Origin of the sequence: Archangium sp. (genome assembly GCF_036389735.1) — a bacterium.
GTDB lineage: Bacteria > Myxococcota > Myxococcia > Myxococcales > Myxococcaceae > Archangium.
The window spans coordinates 1-12,387 of sequence record NZ_DASVWK010000604.1 but is presented as its reverse complement, the minus strand read 5'-3'; the positions used below and the strand labels follow the sequence as shown (position 1 = coordinate 12,387).

The 12,387-nt window shown below is 69.1% G+C and carries 10 protein-coding genes and 2 pseudogenes; 2 read left to right on the top strand and 10 right to left on the bottom strand.

The annotated features are described in order from the left end of the window. Window positions 1-188: 188 nt before the first annotated feature. A pseudogene (locus tag VF794_RS41755) lies at window positions 189-629 on the bottom strand (response regulator transcription factor); the annotation flags it as partial. A 24-nt stretch (window positions 630-653) separates the two neighbouring features. Next, window positions 654-2,873, bottom strand: a pseudogene (locus VF794_RS21155) (response regulator); the annotation flags it as partial. 251 nt (window positions 2,874-3,124) lie between these two features. Between VF794_RS21155 and lexA the strand changes: the two are divergent. Then, the gene (lexA, locus tag VF794_RS21150; protein ID WP_331113174.1) at window positions 3,125-3,787 is read left to right on the top strand and encodes a transcriptional repressor LexA; all 663 of its coding nucleotides are present in this window, start codon (window positions 3,125-3,127) and stop codon (window positions 3,785-3,787) included. Between the two features lie 88 nt (window positions 3,788-3,875). Here the strand turns inward: lexA and VF794_RS21145 are convergent, their stop codons facing one another. The 5 genes from VF794_RS21145 to eno all read right to left on the bottom strand — a co-directional run bounded on the left by VF794_RS21145 (window position 3,876) and on the right by eno (window position 9,139). Further along, window positions 3,876-5,012, bottom strand: coding sequence for a tetratricopeptide repeat protein (locus tag VF794_RS21145; protein ID WP_331113172.1), 1,137 nt, complete (start codon window positions 5,010-5,012; stop codon window positions 3,876-3,878). Window positions 5,013-5,029: 17 nt separating this feature from the next. Further along, complete coding sequence (locus VF794_RS21140; RefSeq protein ID WP_331113170.1) at window positions 5,030-6,076, bottom strand: hypothetical protein; 1,047 nt, start codon at window positions 6,074-6,076, stop codon at window positions 5,030-5,032. Window positions 6,077-6,164: 88 nt separating this feature from the next. Further along, window positions 6,165-7,025 (bottom strand): LysM peptidoglycan-binding domain-containing M23 family metallopeptidase, encoded by an 861-nt coding sequence (locus VF794_RS21135; RefSeq protein WP_414640931.1) that lies wholly within the window; start codon window positions 7,023-7,025, stop codon window positions 6,165-6,167. A gap of 2 nt (window positions 7,026-7,027) precedes the next feature. Continuing rightward, complete coding sequence (gene surE, locus VF794_RS21130; protein ID WP_331113168.1) at window positions 7,028-7,822, bottom strand: 5'/3'-nucleotidase SurE; 795 nt, start codon at window positions 7,820-7,822, stop codon at window positions 7,028-7,030. An 18-nt stretch (window positions 7,823-7,840) separates the two neighbouring features. Next, the gene (gene eno / locus VF794_RS21125) at window positions 7,841-9,139 is read right to left on the bottom strand and encodes a phosphopyruvate hydratase (protein ID WP_331113166.1); all 1,299 of its coding nucleotides are present in this window, start codon (window positions 9,137-9,139) and stop codon (window positions 7,841-7,843) included. A gap of 96 nt (window positions 9,140-9,235) precedes the next feature. On the opposite strand from eno, the gene VF794_RS21120 reads away from it, so the two are divergent. Beyond that, window positions 9,236-10,309, top strand: coding sequence for an ADP-ribosylglycohydrolase family protein (locus tag VF794_RS21120; RefSeq protein WP_331113164.1), 1,074 nt, complete (start codon window positions 9,236-9,238; stop codon window positions 10,307-10,309). Between the two features lie 103 nt (window positions 10,310-10,412). Here the strand turns inward: VF794_RS21120 and VF794_RS21115 are convergent, their stop codons facing one another. The 3 genes from VF794_RS21115 to glpX form a co-directional block, all read right to left on the bottom strand. Then, window positions 10,413-10,586 carry a hypothetical protein gene (locus VF794_RS21115; RefSeq protein ID WP_331113162.1) on the bottom strand — a complete coding sequence of 58 codons (174 nt, stop codon included), beginning with the start codon at window positions 10,584-10,586 and terminating at the stop codon, window positions 10,413-10,415. Between the two features lie 364 nt (window positions 10,587-10,950). Next, entirely contained in the window at window positions 10,951-11,379 is a 429-nt protein-coding gene (locus tag VF794_RS21110; RefSeq protein WP_331113160.1) for an SRPBCC family protein, read from the bottom strand. A 29-nt stretch (window positions 11,380-11,408) separates the two neighbouring features. After that, window positions 11,409-12,374, bottom strand: a complete 966-nt coding sequence (gene glpX, locus VF794_RS21105) for a class II fructose-bisphosphatase (RefSeq protein ID WP_331113178.1) — start codon at window positions 12,372-12,374, stop codon at window positions 11,409-11,411. Window positions 12,375-12,387: the final 13 nt, after the last annotated feature.

Sequence of the window (12,387 nt, the reverse complement as noted above, 5' to 3'; positions counted from 1 at the left end):
AGCAGATCTCCCGTCTGGCGGATGACGCCATCGGCCTTCGCGAAGCCGTAGTAGTCGTTGTAGGCCTTGAGGTTGTCCAGGTCGAGGTAGCAGAAGGCGAAGGGCCTGCGGGTGGCGAGCCGGCGCTGCACCTCGCGCTCGATGGCACCCGTGCCGGGAAGCTGCGTGGTGGGCGAGGCGCCCAGCTCCTGCTCCTTGCGGCGCAGCACCGTCTCCACGCGCGCGCCCAGCTCCAGCGCATCGAAGGGCTTGGTGAGGTAGTCGTCGGCGCCGAGCTTGAGGGCGCGCACCTTGGCGCTCGTCTCGGTGCGGGCGGAGATGAAGATGACGGAGATGTAGCCACTGGCGCGCTCGGCCTTGAGCTCCTCCAGGAAGTGGTAGCCGTCGCCGTCGGGGAGCTGCACGTCGAGCAGCAGCACGTCCGGGCGGCGCTCGCGCAGGGCGCGGTGCGCCTCCTCCAGGCAGGAGGCCACCTCCACCTCGTAGCCGAGACCGGTGAGCACCTCGCGGCAGATGGCGGCCACCTTCTCGTCGTCATCCACCACCAGCACGCGGCCGTGGTGCTGACCGGTGCGCCCGCGCACCAGCGACTCCACGGTGGCCAGTAGCCGGTCCGCCTGGAGCGGCATGGACATGAAGGCGTCGGCCCCGGCCCGGAAGGCGCGCTGGCGCTCGTCGAAGGCGGAGTAGACGAGCAGCGGCGCTTGGCGCGTCTCCGGATCATGCCGGAGGATCTCCGCCAGCCGCAGGCCGTCGATGACGGGCAGGCGGGTGTCCACCAGCACGGCGTCCGGGTGGTGGGCGCGTGCCAGGGTGAGGCCCTCCTCCGCACTGGTGGCCACGCGCACCTCATAGCCGCGCGAGCGCAGCAGGGCCTTGGTGATGTAGCCGATGTCCGACTCGGCCTCGACGAGTACCACCCCACCCCGCCGCTCGGGCTTGTGCTTCTGGGTGAAGTCCAGACCGTCCGGCCGCAGGTACTCGGCCGGAGGCTCGATGGGGAGCACCACCACGAAGCGCACCCCGTCCTGGCACGGCTCGCTCCAGATGTGGCCGGCGTGGGCCTCCACGATGTTGCGGCAGATGGCCAGGCCCAGTCCCGTGCCGCGCACCGTGCGGTTGGCCTTGGTGCGCGCCTGCTCGAAACGATCGAAGATGCGCTCCAGGTTCTCCTCGGAGATGGGGTCTCCGCTGTTCCAGCAGGTGAGCACCGCGTAGCCGGGCACCGCCGAGGTGGCCTTGAGCTCCAGCCGCACCTCACCGTCCTCGGGGGTGAACTTGGCGGCGTTGGTGAGCAGGTTGTTGAGCACCTGGGTGAGCCGGTTGGGATCCGCCAGCACCCGCAGCCCGTGCTGGGGCAGGCCGGCCGACACCTTCACGCGCCGCTCCTGGAAGGCGGGGCCGTACTTCTCCACCGCGCGGCGCACCAGCTCGTCCACGTAGGCCCACTCGAAGTTCATCCGCAGCCGACCCTTGGCGAACTTCGTCAGGTCCAACAGGTCGTCCACGATGGCGTTGAGCTTCTCCGTCGAGTCGCGCGCCAGCATCAGATAGCGGCGCTGCTTCTCGTTCATGTCCGTGGCCAGGAAGTTGAGCACCAGATCCAGCGAACCGGAGATGGAGGTGAGCGGCGTGCGCAGCTCGTGGCTCACCATGGAGACGAACTCGTCCTTGCGCTCCTCCAGTTGCTTCTGCTCGGTGACGTCGCGCAGCACCACGCACACCCCGCGCAGCACCCCGCGCGCGTCGTTCACCGGGGTAACGGTGGAGTGGATGGTGCGCTCGTCGAGCTTGAGCTCCTCGCGCAACACCTGGGCGCCGCCGTACTCCCAGCCACGCACCAGCTCGAAGGGATCGAACCCCAGCTTCTCGCGCAGCCGCCGGCCGGGATCCGACACGGGCCCCTCCCCCAGCTTCAGCAGGCGGCGCGCGGCGGGGTTCATCACGACGATCTCATTGAGCTCGTCGGCGAGGATGACCCCGTCCGCCATGGACTCCACCATGCGCTCCATGCGCTGGCGCGAGGCCTCCTCGGAGGCGCGCAGCGACTGGATGGCGTCCGCCGTCTGGTTGGCGAGCGTGTCCAGCAGCGGATCATCCTCCTCGGAGTAGGCGTCGACCCGGTGGGAGAAGAGCGACAGCACGCCCACGGGGCGGCCGCCCGCGGTGAGGGACACGGTGAGCTGGCTGGCCCAGGCCTTGGGCGGGGCGACGTCCTGGATGGTGGTGCCGGTGACGTGGGTGATGACGCGATCCTCGGGCAGCACCAGCCCCGAGCGCTGGCCCCACGTGGCCAGCATGGACTCCTTGACGCCCAGCAGGGCCTGCTCGCCCACGGTGCCCTGGCAGCGCAGGCGCAGCGTGGCGGTGCGATCCCACCCCACGGCGATGAGGGCCGCGCCGCAGTCATAGGGCAGCACGCGCGACACCGCGGTGAGGACGCGGTCGATGATGGCGTCATAGCCGAGCGGCTCGCCCGCGCTGGCACGGCTCACCTCGTAGAGGACGCCGAGTGCCTCCACCCGCTGGTGCAACTGGCGCAGCAGCCGCTCCTTGTCGCGGCGCAGCTGGGTGTACTCCACCGCGTTCTTCACGGTGATGTTCAGGTCGTTCAGGTCCCAGGGCTTGGTGATGTAGCGGTACACCTGGCCGCGGTTGATGGCCGCGATGATGTCCTCGGGCTCCGTGTAGCCGGTGAGCAGCAGCGCGGTGACGTCGAGGCCCTCGGCGCGCGCGGCGGTGACCAGCTCGATGCCCGTCATCTCCGGCATGCGCTGATCCGTGATGAGCACGTCCACGGGGTGCTGCCGCAGCAGGCTCAGCGCCTCCAGGCCGGACCGGGCCGACAGCACGCGGTAGCTGCGCTGGAACATGCGCACGAGGAGCTCGAGGACATCCGGCTCGTCGTCGACCAACAGAAGAGTGTGTCGGGGCTCGGACAAGGTGTTGGGAATTCTACGCGCAGAAGAGGGGGACCGCAGGCACCTGTTGGGCGGTGAAGGGCACACACGGCCAGTACGTGCTCATGCTTGAACGAATTGACTCTATACGTATGTTCAGGGAGCATGGCGGTACTGAAAGCCTGTTGCGCAGGTGGCCTACCCACCAGCCGAGGGAGCGAGGCATGGAAGAGCTGACCGAACGCCAGCGGGAGATCCTGGCCTTCATCGTCAAGGAGACGGAGTCGAGGGGCTTCCCACCGACCATCCGGGAGATTGGCGAGGAGATGGACATCCGCTCGACCAACGGGGTGAACGATCACCTCAAGGCGTTGGAGCGGAAGGGCTACCTGACGCGCGGCGAGCAGCAGAGCCGCTCCCTGGTGCCCACCAAGCGGACGCGGATGTTGCTGGGCCTGGGGGTGAAGAAGGAATCGGGGATGGTGGAGGTGCCGCTGCTGGGCAAGGTGGCCGCGGGTGCGCCGCTGCTGGCCCAGGAGCACGTGGAGGACTCGGTCCGGATCGACAGCTTCCTGCTGGGCGGCCAGGGTCGCGAGGTCTTCGCACTCCGGGTGAAGGGCAACTCGATGATCGAGGACGGCATCTTCGACGGGGACTACCTCTTCGTGCGCAAGACGCCCCAGGCGCAGACCGGCGACATCGTGGTGGCGCTCATCGAGGACGAGGCCACGGTGAAGCGCTACTACCCCGAGGGGGAGCGCATCCGCTTCCAGCCGGCCAACGCCACCATGCAGCCCATCTACGTGAGCAAGTCGGAGTTCCGCTCGACGATGATTCTGGGCCAGGTGGTGGGCGTGTACCGCAAGCTGCCGGGCGGCAAGCTCTGAGCCCCCTCCCCTCTCCTTCTGCGAGAGGGACGGGGTGAGGGTATCGGGCCACGCGGGTTGCCCCCGTGGCCCGAGCCCTCCCCGCCCTTCACGGGCACTTCTTGGGCTTCACCTCACCGCTCGCGAGGCGAGCGCATACCGTGCGCACGGTCGCCTGGTCCTTCAGCTCCTGGGCGAGTGCCGCGGTGCGCAACTGGAGGTCCACGTCCTTGGCCTGGTCCGGCTCGGCGCTGAGGCTGGTGAGGATCTGCAGGGCATCCTTCTTGCGGTCCAACGTGGAGAGCAGGTCCGCCAGCTCGGTGAGCTCGCGCACATCGGAACCGGAGACGGTCTCCAGGGCGCGCCCCAGCTGCTCCTGGGCGGCCTCGCGCTCGTTGCGCTTGAGGTGGAGACGGGCGAGTGCCACGTGGACGACGGCGCGATCCTTCACGCGCAGGGACTCGCGGTAGGCCGCGAGCGCATCGCCCGGCTTGTCGAGCCGCGTGTAGATCTCTCCGACGAGTTCCCACAGCGTGGGATCCCTCGGCGATTTGCTGGCGGCCTCGCGGTAGGTCTCGGCGGCGGGGAGCAACTGGCCGGCGCGCACCTGCTCGTCACCGAGCGCGGTGAGCAGCTCGGGCGCCCGCACGCCCTTGTCGATCCACTTCTGGAGCAACTGGAGGGCCTCGGGGTGGCGCCCATCGCGCGTGAGTACCTCGACGGCGCGCAGCACGAGGACGGACTTGGCGCCATCGGGTGCGTACTCGGCGGCGAGGCCGAAGTGCGTCACGGCGGTGTCCTTCTCGTCGCGCTTGAGGTGGAGCTCCCCAAGCTGCTCGAGGGCGTTGGAGTCCTGCGGATAGAGGGCGATGGCCTTGCGCAGCTCGCTCTGGGCCTCGTCGAACTTGCCGAGCTGGGCGTGGATGAAGCCCAGGCGGCTCCAGTTGGTGGAGCGCTTGGGCTCACGCAGGAGGGCCAGCTTGAACTGGGCCTCGGCGTCGGGGAGCCGGCCCATGGAGAGGTAGAGCTCGCCGTAGGCCGCGGGCAGGCGGGGATCCTCCGGGGCGAGCGCCTTCATGGTGTCGAAGGACGCGACCGCCTCGTTGAACTTACCCTGGAGGTACTCGGAGGTGCCCTTGATGTAGTAGCCCTCGGCCTGCTCCTTGGGACCGGGGGGCTGAGGCCCGTCCTCGCAACCAAGGGTGAGGAGGGCGAGCAGGGGAAGGACGCGCCAGCGCGGGTGCATGTGCGGAGACTCCGGGCTCAGAAGTGCCAGGCGATGCCGGCGTTGAGGTCGAGGTTGAGGCCACTGCCGAGACCTCCACCGGTGAGGCCCAGGGTGGCTTGGGCGACGTTGGTGGAGGCCTCGAGCTGGAGCCCGAGGTGGCCGGCGACGAGGAACTCGAGGCCCGCGAAGCCGATGATGGTGGGGAGCGGGCCCGTCTGCTGGACGACGCCGTACTCGCCGAAGGACAGCTGGATGCCCAGACCGAGGCCCCAGTACGGGCGGAGGGAGCCCGCGGCGTTGTGGTAGTGGCGCAGGCCGAGCACGCTGGGCAGGACATTGAGGCCGCCCTTGCGCCCCACCTCCTCGGAGCGGACGTAGGTGAGACCCACCTGGCCGAAGACGACCCACTCGGGATGGAACTGGAAGCCGACCTCCACATCGCCACCGGGGTTGAAGGTGGAGAAGTCGGAGATGAGGCTGTTGTTGAACCGCAGGCCGAGGACGAACGAGCCGGCTCCGGGCCGCGACGAGGTGGAGGGAGCCGGCGAGGTGGCCCGTTGGGTGGGCTCCGGGACGAGCGTGGCGAGGAGCTGATCCGCGAGCGTCACGGCGGCGCGGGGCAAGGCCTCCTTGGCGGTCACCTCGAGGCGAGGCCGGGACAGGGCGCGCCCGCTCTCCGAGTCCACGAGACTGAGGGTGAGCAGGTAGCGCGAGCCGAAGCGATCCAGTCGGCCGGTGACGACGTAGCGCGCCTTGTCGGAGCCGGGAGTCCCACCGGCGGTGCGCGCGGCCTCCTGCTCCGCCCGGGAAGACACCACGAGACGGGAAGACTCGGCGAGCCGGCTCACGAGGAGCGCGGTGAGGCCCGGGGCCTCGTTCCGGGCCTCGTCGTTGGCCTCCAGGGGAAGCAGGGCCACGGGGATGAGCGTGTCGGGAGCGGAGGCTTCGGGCGTCGGGCTCTCCGGTGACACGGAGGGCACCACCGCGGCGGGAGTCGCCGCCTCCGGAGCCGAGGCGGAGGACCGCGCCTGGGCGACTGGGGCGAGCAGGAGTGCGGGCAGCAGTGGGAGGAGACGGCTCACGGGGGCCACACTCTAGTACCAGACCGCCGACCGTGAAGCGGAGAGCGCCCCTTTGAAGCGCATACCTGCCTGCTCGGGCGGCCACCAGTCACGACGACGGCAGCGGCCCCAGGTAGTCGAGCGGATCCACCGGCTTGCCGTCCAGACGCACCTCGAAGTGGAGCTGCGGGCCACTCGTCTTGCCGGACTCGCCCACGGTGGCGATGACCTGCTCTCGCCGCACCTTCTGGCCGGTACGCACGCGCAAGTCCCGGTTGTGCGCATAGAGCGTGATGAGGCGCTCCGAGTGCTGGACGATGACGATGAGCCCGTAGCCGCGCTGCTCGCCCGCGTACAGCACCTCCCCTTCCCGCGCGGTCTTCACCGGCGTCCCCATGGGCACCGCCAGGTCGATACCGTCATGCGGCTCGCGGCCCTTCTTCCCGAAGCGGGCGTACAGCACCCCTCGCAAGGGCCAATCCAGCAGGCCCTTCGTCTCGGGTACGGGTCGGGACGTCGCGGGCGCCGGGCCGGGCCGAGGCGCCGGGCGAGAGGGCGCCGACACCACGGGGGGCCTGGTGGACGTCCCGGACGTGGGAGGCCTGCTCGGCGCCGGAGCGGGCACCGGCCTCTCGACGCCGGGGATCACCAGCTCCTGCCCCAGGACGAGCGTGCGCGGGTCATCAATCCCGTTGGCCTCGGACAGCTCCTCCACGGTGATGCCGTAGTTCTTGGCGATCCGGTACATCGTCTCGCCCGGAGCCACCTTGTGGCGGACGGAGACCAGCTCCGGCTCCGGGTGGGGCTCGCGCAGCTCCCCGAGCACCAGGGGGGGCGGCACCTCGGCAGCGGGCGCGGCGGAGGCGGATGGACGGATGACCGTCCTCGGCGCCGAGCAGCCGGTGGTGCCGAGCAGCGCGAGCAGCCCGAGCAGCGCCGGCCACACCTGGCTGGGGCCCGCCCCCGCCAACCTCAGTCGCCTCCCCGGGCCATGTCGAAGCGCGTGAAGCCTTCGAGAGACCAGCCAGTCAGCTCCCCCATGACTCGCCTGTCGGTGAGCTCGAAGTGGAGCGGGGTCACCGAGATGCGGCGATCCAGGTGGACGGCGTTGCAGTCGCTGCCGGGGATGTCCTCGTACTCGTAGGCGCTGCCGCCGATCCAATAGTACTTGCGACCGCGCGGGTCCTCCTTCTCCACCACGTCATACCCGTACGAGTGACGACCGAGCTGGGTGACGGAGTAACCCGTGGGCTCGCCCCGGGGGACGTTGACGCTCAGCAACATCCTCGGCGGCAGTTGGGGCTGGGCGAGCGCCGCCGCCACCAGCGAGCGGGCGAAGCGCGCCGCGTACTGGAAGTCGAACGGCGGGCGCGACACCAGGCTGAAGGCGATGGACGGAATGCCCATGAACGCCGCCTCGCGGGCAGCGGCCACCGTGCCCGAGTAGTTGACGTCGTCGGCCAGGTTGGCCCCGTGGTTGATGCCGGACACCATGATTCGCGGGCGATCATCCTTCATGAGGTGATGGATCGCCAGATACGCGCTGTCCGCCGGGGTCCCGTCCACGGCGAACCAGTGCTCGCGCACCTCGGTGATGCGCAGGGGGCGGTTGAGGGAGATGGAGTGCGAGGCCGCGCTCTGCTCGCGGTCCGGCGCCACCACCCACACCTCCCCCAGCGGGCTCACCGCCTCCACCAGGGAGCGGAGGCCTTCGGAGAAGTAGCCGTCGTCGTTGGAGACCAGGATGCGGGGTTTCTTGTCGGCCACGTCTCGCTCGTTTCCTTGTTACTTCTTCGCCTGGAGGCCCTTGATGGCCGTCATGCCGCCGTAGCGGGCGCCGGAGCCCAGCTCGTGCTCGATGCGCAGCAGCTGGTTGTACTTGGCGACGCGGTCCGAACGCGAGGCCGAGCCCGTCTTGATCTGCCCGCAGTCCAGCGCCACGGCCAGGTCGGCGATGGTGGTGTCCTCGGTCTCGCCCGAGCGGTGGCTCATCACCGAGGTGTAGCCGGCCTTGTGGGCCATGCGCACCGCCTCGAAGGTCTCCGTGAGCGAGCCGATCTGGTTGACCTTCACCAGGATGGAGTTGGCCACGCCGCCCGCGATGCCGCGGCCCAGGCGCTCCACGTTGGTGACGAAGAGATCATCACCCACGAGCTGGATCTTGTTGCCGAGCGCGTCGGTGAGGCGCTTCCAGCCGTCCCAGTCGTCCTCGGCCATGCCGTCCTCGATGGAGACGATGGGGTAGCGCGACACGAGCTGCTGGTAGTAGTCCAGCATCCCGGCCCCATCGAACTCCTTGCCCTCGCCCTTGAGGCGGTACTTCTTGCTGCCCTTGTCGAAGAACTCGCTGGCCGCCACGTCCAGCGCCAGGAAGATCTGCTCGCCGGCCTTGAAGCCCGCCGCGGAGATGGCCTCCATGATGAGCTTGAGGGCCTCCTCGTTGGCCGGCAGGTCCGGGGCGTAGCCGCCCTCGTCGCCCACGCCCGTGGCCAGCTTGCGGCCCTTCAGGATCTTCTTCAGCGCGTGGAAGATCTCCGCGCCCCAGCGCAGGCCCTCGGAGAAGGAGGCGGCGCCAGCGGGCACCACCATGAACTCCTGCACGTCCACGCGGGTGTCGGCATGAGCGCCCCCGTTGAGGATGTTCATCAGGGGCACCGGCAGGGTGCGGGCCTGCGCGCCACCCACGTAGCGGTAGAAGGGAATGCCGAAGGCATCCGCCGCCGCGCGCGCCGTGGCCATGGACACCGCGAGGATGGAGTTGGCGCCCAGCTTGCTCTTGGTGGGCGTGCCGTCCATCTCCAGCATCTGCATGTCCACCGAGTACTGGTCCGCCGCGTCCATGCCGACGAGCTCGGGGGCGATCGTCTCCATGATGTTGGTGACGGCCTTGCGCACGCCCTTGCCCAGGTAACGACCCTTGTCCCCGTCCCGCAGCTCGAGCGCCTCGTGCTCGCCAGTGGAGGCACCCGACGGCACCGCCGCACGGCCCTTGGCCCCGCCCGACAGGAAAACCTCGGCCTCCACGGTGGGGTTGCCACGGGAGTCGAGCACTTCACGCGCCACGATTTGAGCGATCTCGGTCATGGCGCGGGTTTCTAGAGGACACCTCCGCACCTCGCAAGCCTGCTCGACGGCCACACTGCTACACTGTCGACCCCCTGAAGCCCCGCCCGCCTCTCCATGCCTCCGCGACGCCCCGCCGGCCCCCCCGTTGACCCCTTCCCACGCCTGCGAGGCCGAGGCGCGCTCCTGGGGCTTGCCGTCGGTGATGCGCTCGGGGTCCCCTTGAAGGCACGGCGCCGCATCGCTCCCGGCTTCCCGAAGCTCGCCGACGGCCCCTACCGGGACCTGAAGGGCGGCGGCGCCTTCGAGCTGCGGCGCGGCCAGGTGGGAGAGAGTGGCCAGCAGGCCTGTGTCCTGGGCGCGGGCCTGCGCGACCTGCGGTGCTACGACGCGGACAACATGTTGCGCCGCTACCTCGCCTGGCAGGGGCATGCCGCCGGGATGAGCGAGTACACCCAGGAGATAGTGACGGAGATACTGGAGTCCGGCCTGCCGAAGGCCTCGGCCGCGCGCCGGGTGTGGCAGCGCGGCTTCCGGCGCACGGCGCACAATGGCAGCCTCGCGCGCACCGCCCCCATTGGCGTCTTCTTTCACAGGGACGCCCAGGCGCGGGTGCAGGCCTCGCTCACCGACTCGGCCCTCACCCACTTCGACCCGCGCTGCCAGCTCGCGTGCGCCGCCCTCAACGGCTCCATCGCGCACGCCCTCACCGCGGGCGAGAAGCTGAAGGCGGAGGACCTCATCACCGCGGCGATCAGCGGGCTGTCCCTGGCCAGCGCATCGCTGGGCCGCTCGGCCGTTGAGTTCGTCCAGGAAGTGTCCTTCGCCACCACCGTCCTCAAGGAGGACCTGGCCGCGGCGCAGCAGGAGGATCCTCTGCTCCATGGTCCCGACATGCACGTACACCTGCACGCCAAGCCAGACCACGTGCGGGTGGCCTTCCGACTCGCCTACTGGGAATTGCTGCACGCCCCCAGCTTCGAGGCCGGGCTGGTGGACGTCATCAACCGGGGCGGGGATGCGGATGCGAACGGGGCCGTCGCCGGAGCGCTCCTGGGCGCATTCCACGGCGAGGAGGCCATTCCCTCCGCATGGCGGCAGGGAGTGCTGGACGCGCTGGGCACCACCGGGGCGGGGCTCCTGGGGAGCACCTGGCACCCCCGGCACCTGCTGCTGCTGGCGCCGGACTGAGGGCCAGGACCGGACCCCGGGCAGTACAAGGCCCGCGTGGACCCTTCCCTATGAGGAACGGTCCAGCGCGGGCCTGAAACCGCGGACCTGGCGGTCGCGTGGTTCAGAGGTCGATGACGATCACTCCGCGCTGCGGCCGCTCGTCGTCGTCATCCGACGTGCGCCGCCGCGGGCGGTCCTCGGGGACAGGCAGCGGAATCTCGAGCGCGGGGCGCTCCCGCTCTTCCCGGTTCTGCTCCCGGCGCTTGATTTCCTCGATGATGAAGGCGTCGAGCATGGGTTTGGTTTCTCCACTCAGCCTACGTACCCCGATGTACGCCCGCCATCCCGCTCCCGGTTTCCCGCTACCACATCGGCTTCTGAGTCCTTCAGATGCAAAGTAAGGGCCCTGGTTCCTTTCTGGGTACGCGCCAGCGACCTCGCACGCTTGCTCGTCCTCCGTTCGACAGTGAACCCAGGGAGCCTTACTCCCAGATACCGAAAATGTTGACTGGATTCTAATCCAGCCAGCGTGCCCCGCAAGCAGTCCAACCCGCTGGAGTGCACGGTACATCCGGAGTGACGGTTCTCTCCGGATTCGGGTCGGTCTCCCGCCTGCCCCCCGGCCGCGCCAGGGGGGCCTTGCCGCGAAGCGTCGAGCTTCAGGTCCCTTCGACGCGGCGCTTGATGGCCTCCAGCATCTTGGGGAGCGACTGATCCACCAGGGTGTTGAGGATGGACTTGGGCACCAGGGGACCCACGGTCACCTCCACATTGTAGGTGATCTTGGTCTTCCCCTCCCCCTCCGGCTCCAGCACCCAGCTGCCCTTGTTGTCCTTCATCACCTCCCCCTCCACGAAGGACCAGGACATCCGCTGGGGACGCTCCTCCCGGGCGAGGATGGTGTAGTGGATGGTCTTGATCTTGAAGTCCACCTCGTAGTGGACCTTCACCTCATTGCCCTTGCGGTCCGAGGTGCGGATCTTCTTCACCTCGGTGAGCCACTCGGGGTAGCGGTCGTAGTTGATGATGACGTCGAAGACCTTCTCCGGGGGGGCGTTGACGACGATGCTGCGTGAGGCGCCAGGCATGGTGCGTGTGTCTCCTCGCTGCGGATGGCCTAGAGGTTGTAACCCGGCTTCTTGTCGAACTTGTGCCGGGACTGGATGAAGCGGACCGTTCCCGTCTTGCTGCGCATGACGACGGAGTGCGTCTCGCAGCCGGTGCCGAAGAAGCGCACGCCACGCAGGAAGTCGCCCGTGGTGACGCCACTGGCGGCGAACATCACCTCGCCACCAGCCAGCTCCTCGGCCGCGTAGATCTTCGACATGTCGGTGATGCCCATGCGCTTGGCGCGAGCGATCTCATCGTTGTTGCGCGGCACGAGGCGGCCCTGCATGTCGCCGCCCACCGAGCGGATGGCCGCGGCGGCGATGACGCCCTCGGGGGCGCCGCCGGTGCCCATCAGCACGTCCACGCCGGTGTCCTCGAAGCAGGTGGCGATGCCGCCGGCCACGTCCCCGTCCTCGATGAGGCGGATGCGCGCGCCCGCGGCCCGCACCTCCTTGATGAGATCCGAGTGCCGCTCACGGTCGAGGATCATCACCGTGAGGTCCGAGACGTAGACCTTCATCTTCTCGGCGATGGAGTGGAGGTTCTCGGTGGGGCTGCGGCGCAGGTCGATGGCTCCCTTGGCGCGGGGACCCACGGCGATCTTCTCCATGTAGGTGTCCGGCGCATTGAGCAGCCTGCCCTTGGCGGCCATGGCCACCACGGAGATGCCGCCCGGGCGGCCGTAGGCACACAGGTTGGTGCCCTCGAGCGGATCCAGGGCGATGTCCACCTCGGGATCCTCGGGGTTGCGGCGGCCTACCTTCTCGCCGATGTAGAGCATGGGGGCCTCGTCGCGCTCCCCCTCGCCGATGACCACGGTGCCGTTGATGTACAGCGAGTCGAACGCCCTGCGCATGGCGTCCACGGCGGCCTGATCCGACTCGTTCTTGTAACCGCGGCCCATGAGCCGTGCGGAGGCGATCGCCGCCATCTCGGTGAAGCGAACGACCTCCATTGCCAGGATGCGATACATAGTGGGTGTCTCC